The organism is uncultured Desulfovibrio sp. (assembly GCF_944327235.1).
Classification (GTDB): Bacteria; Desulfobacterota; Desulfovibrionia; order Desulfovibrionales; family Desulfovibrionaceae; genus Desulfovibrio.
Map to the genome: position 1 here is coordinate 19,535 of NZ_CALVHE010000001.1, position 15,423 is coordinate 34,957.

At 59.3% G+C, this 15,423-nt stretch carries 11 protein-coding genes and 1 tRNA gene; 1 reads left to right on the forward strand and 11 read right to left on the reverse strand.

Translation table 11 applies throughout. The features are described 5' to 3' along the window. Positions 1-261: 261 nt before the first annotated feature. The 7 genes from Q0K00_RS00085 to Q0K00_RS00115 all read right to left on the reverse strand — a co-directional run bounded on the left by Q0K00_RS00085 (position 262) and on the right by Q0K00_RS00115 (position 10,065). A complete protein-coding gene (locus tag Q0K00_RS00085; protein WP_297226527.1) occupies positions 262-3,240 on the reverse strand; it encodes a chemotaxis protein CheA in 2,979 nt (992 codons plus the stop codon). Positions 3,241-3,298: 58 nt separating this feature from the next. Continuing rightward, positions 3,299-3,667 (reverse strand): response regulator, encoded by a 369-nt coding sequence (locus Q0K00_RS00090; protein WP_297226528.1) that lies wholly within the window; start codon positions 3,665-3,667, stop codon positions 3,299-3,301. 91 nt (positions 3,668-3,758) lie between these two features. Beyond that, positions 3,759-4,511: a chemotaxis protein CheW gene (locus Q0K00_RS00095; RefSeq protein WP_297226529.1), complete on the reverse strand. Its 753-nt coding sequence runs from the start codon at positions 4,509-4,511 to the stop codon at positions 3,759-3,761. Beyond that, the gene (locus tag Q0K00_RS00100; protein ID WP_297226530.1) at positions 4,505-5,281 is read right to left on the reverse strand and encodes a ParA family protein; all 777 of its coding nucleotides are present in this window, start codon (positions 5,279-5,281) and stop codon (positions 4,505-4,507) included. Before Q0K00_RS00100 ends, Q0K00_RS00095 begins: the two co-directional genes overlap by 7 nt. A 4-nt stretch (positions 5,282-5,285) precedes the next feature. Further along, complete coding sequence (locus tag Q0K00_RS00105; protein ID WP_297226531.1) at positions 5,286-6,158, reverse strand: protein-glutamate O-methyltransferase CheR; 873 nt, start codon at positions 6,156-6,158, stop codon at positions 5,286-5,288. Between the two features lie 689 nt (positions 6,159-6,847). Beyond that, complete coding sequence (locus Q0K00_RS00110; RefSeq protein WP_297226532.1) at positions 6,848-8,782, reverse strand: HEAT repeat domain-containing protein; 1,935 nt, start codon at positions 8,780-8,782, stop codon at positions 6,848-6,850. A gap of 26 nt (positions 8,783-8,808) precedes the next feature. After that, positions 8,809-10,065, reverse strand: coding sequence for a chemotaxis response regulator protein-glutamate methylesterase (locus Q0K00_RS00115; RefSeq protein ID WP_297226533.1), 1,257 nt, complete (start codon positions 10,063-10,065; stop codon positions 8,809-8,811). 125 nt (positions 10,066-10,190) lie between these two features. Here Q0K00_RS00115 and Q0K00_RS00120 point away from each other — a divergent pair. Continuing rightward, a tRNA-Pro gene (locus Q0K00_RS00120) sits at positions 10,191-10,268 on the forward strand. 434 nt (positions 10,269-10,702) lie between these two features. Here Q0K00_RS00120 and Q0K00_RS00125 read toward each other — a convergent pair. The 4 genes from Q0K00_RS00125 to Q0K00_RS00140 are packed head-to-tail and all read right to left on the reverse strand — an operon-like array spanning position 10,703 to position 15,245. Then, positions 10,703-11,542, reverse strand: a complete 840-nt coding sequence (locus tag Q0K00_RS00125; protein ID WP_297226534.1) for a 1-acyl-sn-glycerol-3-phosphate acyltransferase — start codon at positions 11,540-11,542, stop codon at positions 10,703-10,705. A 3-nt stretch (positions 11,543-11,545) separates the two neighbouring features. Further along, positions 11,546-12,811 carry a replication-associated recombination protein A gene (locus Q0K00_RS00130; RefSeq protein WP_297226535.1) on the reverse strand — a complete coding sequence of 422 codons (1,266 nt, stop codon included), beginning with the start codon at positions 12,809-12,811 and terminating at the stop codon, positions 11,546-11,548. Next, a complete protein-coding gene (locus tag Q0K00_RS00135; protein ID WP_297226536.1) occupies positions 12,775-13,527 on the reverse strand; it encodes a 16S rRNA (uracil(1498)-N(3))-methyltransferase in 753 nt (250 codons plus the stop codon). Before Q0K00_RS00135 ends, Q0K00_RS00130 begins: the two co-directional genes overlap by 37 nt. Beyond that, a complete protein-coding gene (locus Q0K00_RS00140; RefSeq protein ID WP_297226537.1) occupies positions 13,524-15,245 on the reverse strand; it encodes a hypothetical protein in 1,722 nt (573 codons plus the stop codon). Before Q0K00_RS00140 ends, Q0K00_RS00135 begins: the two co-directional genes overlap by 4 nt. Positions 15,246-15,423 lie beyond the last annotated feature (178 nt).

The following is a 15,423-nucleotide window of genomic DNA, read 5'->3' on the forward strand; positions in this document are numbered from 1 at the left end:
GTGCTCGGAACTCTCGTTAAGCGGAGAGAGAGAGAATAGAGAATAGAGCGCTTTGCCTTTGAAAAGGCAAAGTGCGAGGTGGAGCACAGCGCCGCCCGACCGAAAGTGAGCGGAAAACCGTGCTTTTTCCGCGAAACGCCAGACCGTATGGAGGGCGTATGGTTTGGGAAACGCAAAGCGTTTCAAACTAAAATGCTCTAAAAAAACGGGCATCACCCGTTGAGGTGACGCCCGTCTCAGGCACGATAACAGATTGCTCGGTCAGATGGTGAATTCCTCGCACCCCGAAGACTCGGAAGAGGAGGCACGGGAAACGCCCTTGGGCGGCTCATTGCCCAAGCTGTTGCTGGCCTTGGACGTGGACATCACATAGATCTCATGCGGATCGAGGATGAGGATGACCGAACCGTCGCCCATGATGGTCGCCCCGGAAATGCCCTTCAAATCGCCAAGGTAAGCCCCCAGAGGCTTGATAACGATTTCCTGCCGTTCAAGCAGACGATCCACCACCAGACCCAGACGGCGGTCGTTATCATGGATCACCACGACGGAGAGCACTTCAGGCAGCGGATCCGTACGCGGCAGATCCAGCATCTCCGCCAGTTCCACGATACCCAGCACTTCACCGCGCAGGGTGACAGCCTTACGTCCCTTCACGTCCGTCAGGCGGCTGCACTCGATCTTGGTCGTTTCCGAGACCGCATCCAGGGGGATGGCATAGGTCTGGCCGGACACATTGACCATCAGGGCGTCAATGATGGCCAGCGTCAAGGGCAGACTCAGCGTGAAACGCGTGCCCTTGCCCAGTTCCGTATTGGTACTGACGCTTCCCTTGAGGTTCTTGATGTTGGTACGCACCACGTCCATACCCACACCACGACCGGAAATATCCGTAATCTTGTCCGCGGAAGAGAAGCCAGGAGCGAAGATAAGTTCAACCGCTTCGCGATCATCCAGTTGCGCGGCTTCTTCAGCCGTGATGATCCCCTTGCGGATGGCCACCTCGCGCATCTTTTCGGGGTCGATCCCCTTACCGTCGTCCTCGATCTCGATGGCGACGGAGTTCCCCTTGTGGAATGCCCGCAAGGTCACGCGGCCCTTGGGAGACTTTCCAGCGGCCACACGCACATCTTCCGGTTCGATGCCGTGGTCGACGGAGTTACGGATAAGGTGCACCAGCGGGTCGCCGATAGCCTCCACCACGCTCTTGTCCAGTTCCGTTTCCTCGCCTTCCATAACGAGATCCACTTCCTTGCCGCTCTTGCGGGAAAGGTCGCGCACCAGACGGGGGAAGCGGGAAAACACGGAAGAGACCGGCACCATGCGCACCTTCATGATGGTATCCTGAAGGTCGTCGGAAATGCGCGCCATGGCGTAGGTCGTTTCCGAAAGGCTCTGCGCCACCTGCGAAATGTCCACATCCGTCCCGCCGGATTCCAGGGAACGGGCGATGAGGGCATAGCGGTTGCGGTTGATGATGAGCTCACCGATGAGGTTCATGAGGTGGTCAAGACGCTCATGATCCACGCGGATGGACGAGCTTTTTTGCGCCGTCTCCGTAGCCGGCTTGGCAGCGGGTTTGGCGGCGGACGCCGCAGGCTTGGCCGCCGGGGCGGCAGGCTTGGCAGCAGCCGCTGGAGCAGGCGCGGCAGGCTTGGCCGCGGCGGCGGGTGCAGCGGGAGCAGCCGCTGCGGCAGCGGGCTTGGGTGCAGGCTCAGCGGCGGGAGCAGCCGCTGCGGGCTTTTCCGGCTCAGCTGCGGGAGCTGCGGCTTCAGACGCCGCGGGAGCGGCTTCACGCTTCTTTTTCACCGCTGCCGCCGCCATCTCTTCGATAATGGCGGTCTCCTGCGAAATGAGGTCCACCATCAAGGAAAAGTCGATACCCTGAGAACGTCCCTGATCGACGATGCCGGCGGTCCGCTCAGCGTATTCCTTGACGTCGTTGAAGCCCACAAAGCTGCTGGCATTCTTGATGGCCGTCAGACAACGGAAAAGAGCATCTTCGGAATCTTTGTGCGCCCCGTCCTTGCGCAGCGTGGCAAGCGCGGCATTGATGATCTCAAACTGCTGCTTGATCGTCGCCTGGAAGGCATCCAGATCGTCTCCTTCCGCACCCATGGGGATAATGACCGGCGTCACCACATCCACAGGCTTGCCGTCGCCGGCTTCTCCGGCCTTGCCGCCTTTCTGGGCAGCGATCAGCGCAGGGGGGAGGGCGACCTCCTCACCAGCCACCGCCTTTTTCAGCTGCGTCAGGATAGGTTCGGTATCAAAAGGCCGCGTCTTACCGCTGGCAACGTCGATTCGACCGACGAGCGCCTCCATGACGTCCACGACCAGCAACAGCAGGTCTATGAGCTCATGGGTCGGCGTCATTTTGCCCTGGCGGACATTATTGAGCAGCGTTTCCGCTTCATGCGTCAGGGCATTCAGTTCATTATAGCCGATGATGCCGCTGTTTCCCTTCATATTGTGGAAAAAGCGGAAAAGGTCATTGACCAGATCTCCCTGCCCGTCGCCTTCTTCCAGCTGCAGCAAGCCGTCATTGAGGTTGCCGGTAATCTCGAGAGACTCATCAATGAAGTCCTTGAGATGGGCCTCCCCAAAGGCGTTGAGCGCGTACTCTTTCGTATCCGGCAGGCTGGCGACCCACTCCTTGCTGCTCATGCCCGGGCTTTCTTCCGCCCCAGAGGCTTCAGACGAAGGCGCCGCCGGAGCCTCGGCAGCAGGTGCGGGAGCCTCGGGAGCAGGGGCAGCCTCGACTTCCGGTGCGGCCTCCACGGCGGCAGGAGCCGGTTCCGCGGGCGCTTCCGCCGGTGCGGCCTCAGCAGCGGGAGCCGCCGCCTCGCCGTTCATGATGGCTTCGATCTGGGCAATGATGTGGTCGATCTCCACATCCCCTTCGGAATTCGTCGCCTCAAGATTCTCGACCATCTGGCGCAAGGCATCGGTAGAGGAAAGGATCACGTCCATGATCTCGGGCGTGACCACCATGGTCCCCTTACGCAGTTCGTCCAGAATATTTTCTGACTTGTGGGCAAGCTGATTGATGCGATTCAGCCCAAGAAAGCCCGACGCCCCTTTCAGGGAGTGCATGGGCCGGAAAATATCATTGAGAAGCGCAAGATTGTCCGGAGCCTTTTCCAGCTCCAGCAAGTTCGGCTCGATAGTTTCCAGATGCTCCTTGGCTTCATTGATGAAGTCGGCAAAGAGTTCCGGATCAAAAAAATCTTGACTCATACCATACCTACTTGGCTTGAGAGTATGCCATTCAGGCGCACTTGCCTAGTTATATCGGCTAGCCAAGCAGCATCTTTATGTTGCGGACCATTTTTTCTGGCTGGGCGGGCTTCACCATGTACAGGTTGGCCCCGAGCGCCATGCCGGTCTGGATGTCCTTCTCCTGGCCTTCTGTGGAAAGCACGATGATGGGAATATCCTTATAGGCATCCTGAGCGCGGATGTTCTTGATGAAGGTAAAGCCGTCCATGCGCGGCATATTGACGTCGGAAACGATAAGATCCACCTGCTCCAGGCTGTACAGCTTTTCCATGGCGTCAAGACCGTCTTCGGCGGTGCTGACACGAAAGCCCTCGGCCTTGAGCACAAAGGCCACAAGATTGCGAATCGTCTTGGAATCGTCCACCACCAGTATATGCTTGCTCATGTCGTGCCATCCTCGTGCAAAGGCGTTTGAAGCTGAGTCTAGAGAGTTTCAGGGGGCTTGGCAAGTCTGCCGGATAACTGAAAGCTTCCGGTCAGCGGCACAGGATCTGCCCGATGCGTTCCGGCGCCAGAATGCCGTAAAGATGCTCGCCGATGCGGGCGAGCGCATAGAGACATTCCGCGGCTTCACCGAAGTGGGTCTCGGGATTCCAGTTGAGTTCCTGCTGCTGCACGGTATAAATATTTTCCACTTTGTCAATGATAAGGCCTATCTGTATCCCCCCGCAGGGGCAGACCACCACCAGACTGTCCGCATTGTAGCGGGGGGCGGCGTCACTGCTGACCAGCATACACAGGTGGACCAGCGGCGTGAGCCTTCCGCGCAGATTGATGACGCCCGCCACATGCCGTGGCGCGCGCGGCAGCAGTGCCAGCGGCATATGCCGCAGGACCTCGCTGATGGCCATGATGGGCAGCAGGAAGGACGTTCCGGCGATGCGAACGGACACCAGCTGGATCTCGGAAGCGGAAAAAAGCAAACGACGCTGATCCTCCACCGCATCGACAGGCTCCGCTTCCTCTGTCGCGGCGGCAAAAGAACGCTCCGCAGCCGATGACGCCGTCACGAGTGCAGGGGCCGGAGACGCGGCCACAGGCTGAACGGCGGCCCCCCCTTGCATCAACGGTTCGGGCGCGGTGATGACGGGGATGCCCGCCAGCGCATCAGGGCCAAGATATTTTTCCACAAAGGACTGTTCCGCACGCGAAAGAGGCGCGGTGGCCGCATCCTTGCCGGAAAGATGCAAATCCAGATCGGCAAAATATTCGGCAGGAGTTTTCACCATAATTTCAGCACCTCCTCGGCCATGTCGGCGTATGCGCACGCACCGCGGGACTTGGGATCTATATCAAAAATAGTGCAACCCAGAGCGCTGGCCTCACGGAAACGCGTGTCCACGCCGATGACGGTCTCAAAAATAGCGCCATCCATCTTCTTCTGCAGCAACTCCAGCACATGCATACAGGCTTTGGCCCTTTTGTCATACATGGTGGCCACGGCCCTGTAGCGGATGGGCGACGGCAACACCTTGTTCAGCGTATGCAGCGAATCAAACAACAGACGCAGGCCGTGCAGAGCCAAAAAATCCGTCTGGATGGGAATGATCAGCAGATCGCTGGCCAGCAAAGCATTGACGAGCATAAGGCACATGTGCGGCGGACAGTCCAGCAGGATAAAATCGTACCTGTCGCGCACCTTGCGCACAGCGCGTGCAAGAATCGTTCCCTTGCACGTCCTGTTATGCATGACATCTTCCAGATCGTTCAGGCGAATACTGCCTGGAGCGATATCCATGCCCGAAATGGCCTGCGTATGGATGAGCTGTTCCCAAACGGCAGGCCACTCGCTTTCTTTAGCGGTAAAAAGTTCATACAGGCTGACGGTGACCGTTTCAGGATACAGACGCGCATGTAGCGTTGCGCAGGCATGAGGATCCAGATCCAGAATCAGGACCCGCTTGCCCAAGCGCGCCAGAGCGCCGCCAAGACTGAGCGAAGTGGTCGTTTTGCCCACTCCGCCTTTCTGGTTGGCAACGGCAAGGATCTTGGCGGCCATGACCTCAGCTCATCTTGCGATAGACAATGGTGCCGGTATGGTGCTCCGGCTTGAACGCACGGCTGATATTGTGCAGCGATTCGGAATGACCGATAAGCAGCATACCGTTGGGTTCAAGATTGTCGTAAAACGCGCTGATGACCTTACGTTTCATATCATCGTCAAAATAAATGATGACATTACGGCAAAAAACGATTTGCGACTTTTCCACGCGCCGCAGCTGGTCCTTGTCGCTCAGATTGATCTGGCCAAAGGAAACCAGCTGTTTCAATTCCGGCTTGATCTTATAGACATTGCCGTCCTTGGTGAAATAGGCGGAAACGATCTCCGGCGGCGTGGTACGCAGGGCATACTCATTGTAGATGCCTCGGCGGGCGGCCGCTAGAACGGCTTCCGAAAGGTCGTTGGCGGTGATCTTGATATCCCACGAACGGATCTCCGACTTCAGCACTTCATACAGGATGATCGCCAACGTATACGGTTCTTCACCGGTACTGCACCCTGCCGACCAGATACGCAGGCGCTTGCGGCCTGTCTTGCGGCACTCGTCGATGACTTCCTTGAGCACATAGTCCTGAAAGACCTTGAGCTGCGGCGGATTACGGAAAAAGCTCGTTTCGTTGGTCGTGACCACTTCGAAAAGGCGGTTGAGCTCTTCCTTACGGCTGTTGTCGAAACGAAGAAAATTGTAATACTCGCTGTAGGACTTGAGGTTCAGTTCCTTGATGCGGTTGGAGAGTCGGTTTTCCACCAGATACTTACGGTTTTCCGCAATGAAGATACCGCACACCTGATAGATGAAGTCCCGCAACTGCAGAAATTCTTCGTCGGATATCTGCAAGTCCTTGCGAAAGGGCGTAGATGAGCCGGACAACATGCCACTGCCGGGAGCAGGGCGAAAGGCTGACGTAGGCGAGGGCGTACGCGGCCCGCCCAGAGCATTCTGCGTCCGAAAAGAAGAGGTGGGCGCGGAGGAGGGCGATGTCTGACCTGCCGGCCGGAATGGAGTAGAGGGCATCATCCCCGTGCGCGCCTGCGAGTCCTGGGCTGTACGGCTCAAGCTGCTCAACGGGGAGCGCAGTCCGCCAGTCCCCGCCGTGTTTGCGCCGCCTTGCTGCCCCAGAGTGGAACGGAAAGGAGAGGATGTCGTGCCAAGCCCGGATGTGGCCGTTCCCGCTCCTGCCCCTGAAGGCACCGCTGGACGGGAAAAGGCCGAGGGACGGGCGGGCGAGGAAAGACCAGAGGAAAAACTGCCTGTCTGGCCGGCCCCGGTGGCCCCCCCTAGTCCTGTGCCGCTGCGCAAGCCGGAAGAAAAGGCGGATCCGCTCCCCAACGCGCTGCCGCTGGTCTGGCTGCCGAACGAGGAACGAAAAGGAGATTCCGGCTTGTCGGAACCGGCGCCCAGTCCTGACCCCAGCGTACTGCCGGTCGTTCCCGTTGTGGTGCGCAAGGAAGAAAAGGGACGAGGAGCCTCGGCAGGCTTGCGCAGAGAAGAATCCTTGTCCTTTTCTGACGAGAGCTTGCCGTCACCACTTAAAAAAGAAGGGCGCTGCTGGCTCATGATAATTACTCCTGTTCAGCCTGAATGGCGGCAACGGCTTCGGCAGCCGCGTGCTGAATCTCAGGATCTTCATGATCCATCATGCTCAGCAACACGCTGAAAGCGACATTGCCGCCAATCTTGCCCAACACCTCAATGATCTTGAAGGTGAGCATGGGGCTGGAATGTTCCAGCATGGACGCCAGCGTCGGCACCGCATCAATGGCCTTGTTGAGCCCCAGCGCCTCGACGGCGCGGATACGCACCCAGTCATTGTCATCATTGAGGGCTGTCATCAAGTGCGGCATGACGGACGGCGTGCCGATCTGGCCGAGCAGATTGACGACAGCGGCGCGGACGTCCTTGTTTTCATCAAAGAGACGAGGGATGATGCGCGGCAAATAGCGTTCGGCCTCGATACCGAGATTGAGGAACGCCTCCACAGCCATCTGCCGTACGCGCGGGCTCTGATCCTCCAGAGCATCGGTGATCTCGCTGAGGTTTTCCGTCACGCTGTAACGCCCCATGGCATAGACAGCCATAAGGCGTTGCATGTCGTCATCGCTGTTCATGCGTTCACGGAACCGCTGATTGAGGATGGGGCTGTGCAGGTTGATGCAGGCCTCAAGGGCCATCTCCTGCACGTCCACATAGCGGTGATCGAGCTGGCTGAAAGCCACCGTGCAGGCATCTTCGCAACCGTGCTGATTACCAAAGAAGATAAGAGCGCTCTTGAGGATCTCCGGGTCATCGCAACGAGCGACGACATCCTTGAAGAAGGGGATATCCTCGGTCGTCCCCAGCTGGGAAAGTTCGGCCATGCCCGCGCGCTGCAGTTCGCTGCCCAGATCCCAGAAAATGCTTTTGATGACCTCGACAGGCCGGTGATCCCCCATGAGCTGGCAGGCTTCCATGGCGATCATGATATGCAGATCATCCCCGCTGGTCAGCGCATCACGGATGACGTCATTATAACCGATGGAGGCGATGGCACGGATGGTCGCCTCATACAGTTCGGGCGACTGATCGGGGTCGAGACGGCAGGCAAGATCGAATACCGCCTGCGAGGCTTCCCCGTCCCCCATGAAGCTCAGCCCCTGCAGGGCTGCCATGAGGATATCCTCATCATTGTCCGTCAGGGCATCCAGGAGATAGACGCGCAGGCGCTCCTGGAGCTTAGGCGTCAGCAGCGACAGGGACTGTCCCCCGAGGATCTGGACGATGGCCTTGACGGTCTTGTGCCGCAAGGCCACGCTGACATTCTCCAGCGACTTGAACAACAGAGGGATGGTCTTGATGTCGCCCACGCTGCCGATGGCGTCAATGATGGCGGAACACACCAGAGGCGAGACATCCGGCAACACCTGCACGAGGGCCCGGATGGTGGATTCGTCATTGATGCGGCTCAGGGCTTCCACCACGGCGAACTGCACCCACTCCTCGTCCTCCATCATGGCCTTGGCCAGATAGTCCACAGATTCGGGGAAGCCCAGCGTGCCCAAGCTCACCGCCGCCTGATAGCGGACGTTGACCTCGGGATCGTGCAGCAGCACTTCGCCCAGCAAGGGGACCGCAAGGTGATCCTGCGTGTATCCCAGAATATCGGACACGAAAATGCGGACATCCGGATCCTCGTCATGCAGCCATTCGCGCAGAGCACGCATGTTGTCCACGCCGATCTCGCGCAGAATATCCATGGCCACATTGCGGATGGGAGCGTCGTCATGGCGCAGCAGCGGCAACACAGCATCCACGGTCCGTGCGCCGCGGATCTTGCGCAGGGCGTACTCCGCCGCTTCCTGTATGCCCAGATTTTCACTGGTCAGATGTTTGCACAGATAGGGGAGGGCCTCCTCAAGGCCCGCGTCACCCGCGGCAAACGCACCGCTGCGAATGGCGTCACTGTCTTCGCTCTGAAGATTTTCCAGTATCTGATGCACATTGGTAGACGAGTCGAGCATGATCGTGTCCTTGAGTAGGGGGTCAACTAACCTTTTACGCAGGCCATTATTGCCTTGGCGATATCTTCGACATCAAGAATCTGATCGGCCAGCCCCGCATCCACGACCGCCTTGGGCATACCGTAGACGACGCAGGAAGCCTCGTTCTGGGCAATCAGGTAACCGCCTCTCTGCTTGAGCACCTTGGCGCCCTCGCATCCGTCGGACCCCATGCCGGTAAGCATGACGCCCAACACCCGCCGGCCCAGACCATTGCCCGCCGTTTCCATAAGCACATTGACGCTGGGCTTGTACAACGCGGAAGTCGGTTCCGTCGTCACCAGCACTTCCGGAAGCGGTCCGCGCATCTGGATGCCGATATGTTTGCCGCCCGGACAGACATAGGCATGTCCGTTCTGGATCTTGTCGCCGTTGGCGGCTTCCGTTACCGAGATCTGGCAAACACTGTCGAGGCGTTTGGCAAAGGGCCCGGTAAAGGTCGCCGGCATGTGCTGGGCCACCAGAATGCAGGCGGGGAAATTGGCGGGCAGTGCGGAAAGGATCTTCTGCACCACCGGCGGCCCCCCGGTGGAGACGCCGATGACGACGATATCATGCGCTCCGCTGCAAGGACGGATGATGCCGCCTGCCGATGCTGCGGCGCCCGCGCCTGCCGCCGGGGAGGAAGTCCGCAACGACGGGCGGGGGGAAGCCGTACTCTGACGAGAGGCGGCGGATGCGCTGCCGGACAGGCTGCTCACACCGGACGTCCTGCCCAGACCGGAAGAAAGGGAAGTCGGGCGCGCGGCGCTATTCGTAGCGCTACCGAGGGAGGAGGCGCTGCCGGCGGAAGAGGAAAGGGGAGAGCCGCGTCCGGCTTCAAGATTGGTCCGCGTATAGCGCAGGCGAAGGAATGCCTTGCGCCGGGCAATGGACTTGACCTTATGGCGCAGCTCGACGCCGAAATCTTCCTGATCGGCGCCGCTCACCTTGGCAATGAAGTCAAGCGCTCCGTATTCCAGAGCCTTGAGGGTCGTCTCCGCCCCTTCGGCCGTCAGAGAGCTGACCATGAGCACGGGCAGGGGGTTGGTCCGCATCAGTTCCTTGAGCGTCGCCAGCCCGTCCATGCGCGGCATTTCCACATCCAGGGTGATGATGTCCGGCTGCAGCTGGGCAACCTTGGCCAAACAGTCCTGTCCGTCCTTGGCGGTACCGCAAACGGTGATCTCAGGATCTTTTTCCAGCAGAGCCACGATGGCGCTGCGCATAAACGTAGAATCGTCAACGACAAGAACTCGTACCACGGGAAAGCTCCAGAGCTAAAGTAGTTCATCGCTCAACAAAAAAAATCTACCGCAGATAAAAAAAATTGACAAATGAAAAAAAGGCTTGCAATTCTTCCCGCGTTGGGCTAGGTTCTTTTTCGCAACGGGATGTGGCTCAGTTTGGCTAGAGCGCAGCGTTCGGGACGCTGAGGCCGCGCGTTCAAATCGCGCCATCCCGACCAGAAAAATCAAGGGGTTATGCGAAAGCATGACCCCTTTTTCGTTTGCTCTCGCAACATTTTTCGATGGGGCTACCGCAGATCCCCTCCTCAGATCTCCTCAAATCAAAAAGCAACGCCATCAGAAGAGGGCCGCAGGATCCATCAATCTTAGAGCATTTTCCGCTTGAAACGCTTCACGTTCCAAGCATACGGTTGGCGTTTCGCGGAAAAAAACGCGGTCTTTCCGCTTGGCTTGGGCCAGGCGGCGCTGTTGCCGTCGCCTCGCGCCTTGCTCTTTTCAAAGGCAAAACGCTCTAAAAAAATTGCCTCCGTCACCTCGACCCACCATAGGAAAATCTCTCACGGGGACCGAATCCGGCATACAGACATAAAGAAAGGGACGCATAGCGTCCCTTTTTTCAAGTGCAAATCAGCGAAACGAAACAGCTTACGACTCACGCCGCACCGTTTACGCCGTCCTCGGCCTCCCAACGGGCAAGGTGATCGCGAATGAACGCGCAGATGGCGCCATGTTCCGCCTTGCCGTTGCCGCTGATGGTCATGGCCTCCCCAAAAACAAAGCGTACCGGCATACCGGGCCGTACCGGGCCCAGCTCCTTGACACGCTTTCCCTTGCCCCAGGCATCCGTCTTGAGGGCCAGCGGCACCACAGGAACGCCCGCCTTACGCGCAAGCTTGATGCCGATAGTGTTGAAATGTTCTTCGCTGAACTGCCGGGAGCGCGTACTCTGCGGAAAGACGATGACGGAGATGCCCTTTTCCAGCAGGCGCTGCCCGCCCTCCAGTACGGCGGCCAGATCCTGACGGGGATTGACCCGCTCCACGACGATAGGATCACGCGAGCGCATGACCGCCCCGAAAAAGGGCATGGTGGTGAGGCTCTTTTTGACCACAAAGGTCACAGGCCGAAACGGACGGATGATGCTGGGGAGCAAAAAAGTCTCCAGGGTGCTCATGTGGTTGCCCACAAAGAGACACGGCCCGTCAAGCTGTTCAAAATGCCGCATACCGTCCACGAATATGGGACACCCCAACCCCTCCATCAATTCTGCGACCCAGGCGCTGGCATGTACCCAGGCCGCATCCGTGCACTCGCCACGAGCGGCTTTGGCGCACAGCCAGCGCACAGGCCCCAGAAAAAGCCGGTAATAAAAACCGCAGGAGCGCAGCAGGCCCGGCGACGGGACCGCAGGCAGGGCAGAGCTGCGGTAGCTGTCCTCCGTCAGGAACTTGCGGCTGAAAAAACTGTCGTCAAAGGGCATGGGCATTTTCATCCGTCAGCCATCCTTGTGAATTTTATGTATCCTGCGCCACCACTGACTCAGGCGCGCCTCATCCCCGCAGTCCTTTGGCTGGTAGAAACGTCGCCCCTGCACTTCGTCCGGCAGATAGACCTGCTCCACATACCCCTCAGGATAATTGTGCGGATATTTATAGTCCTTGCCGTACCCCCACTCCCGTTGCAGCTGGGTCGTGGCGTTGCGCAAGTGCAGCGGCACAGGCGGCACGCCGTTGAGCTTCACCTCGCGCTGAGCATTGAGATAGGCGGCATAGCTGGAATTGCTCTTGCGAGCCAGCGCCAGATAGACGACGGTCTCCGCCAAGGGGATGAAGCCCTCAGGCATACCCACGAATTCCACGGCCTGCTGACAGGCCACAGCCAGCGGCAGCGCCTGCGGATCGGCCAGGCCCACATCCTCGGACGCCGACAGGATAAGACGACGGCAGATGAAGCGGGGATCCTCGCCTCCTTCCAGCAGGCAGGCCAGGTAGAAGAGAGCCGCGTCCACGTCGCTGCCGCGGATGGACTTGATGAGCGCCGAGGCCAGCTCATAATGATTGTCGCCATCCTTGTCATGCCGGGCCAGCATTTCCGGCAGGGCGGCCTTGAGCGATTCGGCATGGCGGCTTTCTTCCGGAAGGGCGGCCGCATACTCCACCAGATTGAGCAGGGTACGAGCATCGCCGCCCGCCGCGGCCGCCAGCACTTCCCGGGCGGCGTCATCCAAAACGATATGCAAGGATTCCGCGCCGCGCCGCGCAAGCTCCATAAGCTCCGTCCGCCCCAGCGGGCGCAACCGCAGCACATGCAGGCGCGAAAGGAGCTGCCGCGTCACGCTGAAGGAGGGATTTTCCGTCGTGCTGGCCAGCAACGTCAGCTCGCCGGATTCCAGCAACGGCAAAAAGAAATCCTGCTGGGCCTTGGAAAAACGGTGCAGTTCGTCCAGCACCAGCACCTCCACCCCAGCCAGTGACCGCCGCAGATGCTGCAAGCCCGCTTCCGGCGCGCTGATGCGGAGATAACGCTTGCCGCTGGCGCGCGCCAGCAAGAGGGCCAGGGTGGATTTGCCGCAGCCGGGCGGTCCGAAAAAAAGCAGGCTCGGCAGGCGCGGAGCCTGCATGAAGGAGCGGATCTTGGCCGCAAGATGCGGCTGCCCAAGGAAAAGATCCAGACCATCCGGGCGCAGCCGCTCCGGAAGAGGGCGGGCGGAATCCTCGCCGCTGCTCAGGAGGGACGGTTGATCGTGAGATGCGAAGCCCACCAGTGAATCCCCAGACAAAGTGTTGCCGCCGTCTCGCAGCGCAAGACCCGCTGCCCCAGACTGACCATGCGGAAAGAAGCCGCCCGCAGCGCCTCCAGTTCACGCGAAGAAAAGCCGCCCTCGGGGCCGATGACATAAAGGGTCGTGCCGGGCCGCCCCACCATATCAGGCGTCAGCATGGAGGAACCGTCCTGCAGCTCCCACGGCAGGATGCGCTGGTCCACCTGTTCGGACAAGGCAAGCACCTCACCGATCCCTCCGGACAGGGCGCGGATCTGCGGCAGCCAGAGGTTGCCGCACTGCTTGGCTCCGGCGATCATCTGATTCTGCCAAGAATCGCGAATATCGGCGGGCAGACGCCCCTGACTGTGATCCCCCTGCCAGAGCCAGACCTCCCATGCGCCCAGCTCCACGGCCTTTTCCATGAAAAAACCACGCCGTACGGCCTTGCTGAAGGCCAAGGCGATGATGGGCCGGGAGACGGGTTCAGGAGAGATGTCCACACTGCGGCAGACGAGACGCACCCGGCGCTTGCCGCACTCCACGACGGAGAACAGACCGGCGCGTCCTCTGCCGTCCAAAAGGGTGACATCCGCCCCTGGACCAAGACGCAGGGACTGCGCCAGATGCACGGCCTCCTGTCCCTCCAGCAGGGCCTCGCCCTGCGGGGCGTCAGGCCAGCTCTCCGGCGCAAGATAAAAACGATGTTCGCTCACGACAGGGCCTCGTCCTTATGGGTTCTTGCCTTGCGGACGGCCTTGAAGCCGTCCAGCAGAGATACCAGTTTGCCATAATTGCGCCGTATTTCAAGCCCGGCCTTGCTCAACTGTTCTTCCGCAGGCTCCATATACGTCCGCAGCATGTAGCGGTCGGACAAAATTCCCTCCACACACTTCATGATGGCGTCCACAAGATCCGGAAAGAACGTGGAGATCTCAAACTTGAGATCCGTGAGCTGGTCGAGCGCCTCGCGCATCATCTGACGGTAGGTGATGCGCGTCCCCTTGAAGGTACGCAGGCGCAGATCTTCCAGGATGCGTACGCGCCTTGCCTGCTGGATATAGCTGAAGCGCGTGCAGACCTCGCGGTGCAGCTCGCGCATGGTCTCAAAGGCCTCGTCGTTTTCCGGCGCATAAAGATAACGGGAAAGGACCTTGCTCACGTTGGAAAAGAATTCGTCGCTGTAGCTGATCATGCGGCGCTGATGCTTGGTCAGCCAGGCATAGAGGAACTTGAGCCGTTTTTCGTCGGTATCGGTATTTTCCACCACTTCGGTACGCTTGTAGACGATGCGGCCCGAATACTCACCGCGTACGATGTCGTTGAGCCGCAGGAACATATTGGTGGTGTCCTTGATGATGTTGAGGCCCGGCAGCGGCTGCCCCGTCAAGGGATGCAGCACTTCCTGGAAAGCGACCGAAAGGGCACGATCCTGCCGGACATTGCTCTGATCGAAACTGTGCTGGCGGTAGGTGACACGGATGATGACGACCCGGCGGGATCTGTCGAGGAAAAAGCCGCCTTCCTCGATGCGCTCGATGACTTCTTCCTGATCCTCGTCCACCTTGACGAGCGCGATCTTTTCCAGCAGGGGATAGCGGCGGTTCTCGCCGTCCGCCGTATAGGTGGTGAGGGTTCGGTCCGTCTGCCCCAGCACGCGCAGCAGGAAGCGCTCCCCCATCTTGTGCAGCTTGCGGGCGAAGAGGGCGGACGAGGTGCGGCGTTCGGACACGATGGGGAAGCCGTAAAGCTCCATAAGATATTGATAGACGAACATGCGGTTGCGTTCGTACAGCTCGTTGTCGCCGTAGACGAACTTGCCGATGCGGATGCCGAAGCGCTTGAGCTCGCTGTCGATATCCGAGGGGAAGGAGGCGAAGATGCCGGCCAGATGGAACTGCCGCCCGGCATCAAGCGCCAGCACCTGCGCCCTGTCCATGCTGCAGAGATAGGGCACGAGCGCCGGGTAGGTGTCCAGCAGGGAGGTGTCCGCCGTGCGGAACTGCTGCCGAAAAACGTCCTGATGCAGGCGCGGCAGGCGGGAAGCCAGGGTCTCCAGATTCTGGTGATAGACCTGGCTTTCCAGCGGGCAGCAGGGCACGCCCTCCACCTCGGTGATGACCGGATGCAGCTTGTCGTACTGGAAGATCTCGGAAAAATAATGCAGTTGCCGGGCAAAGGCCACCATGGCAAAGCCGGGCAGATCCTTGTGCTCGAACATATCGTTGTCAAAGGAAGGGAGCAGCTCACGCGACTCCACCAGCGGGTAGCCCTTGGACTCCTGAAAAGGCTTGACCAGACAGAAACGAATATGTACCGCATCAAGAAAGGACTTGAGCTGGGCAAGGCTGCTGCACGACAACGGCTCGGCAAGCGTTTCGGCGTCCTGCCAGGGCAGGCCGTTCTTGCTGAAAACTTCTTGCCATTTGAGCATGTGTCACCTTCTCCGCGTAGTGAATGATTCTACGATATTTTTCTGTCGATTTCCAGCCCCCTGCCTGCCGTTTTTTACAAAAAATACGGCGAACACAGGATAGTTGCGGCCGGTCCCTTCCTCTGGTATCGTAGCGCCGTCGTCCGTGATGACGGGCCATACCCTCAACATCGGTCAT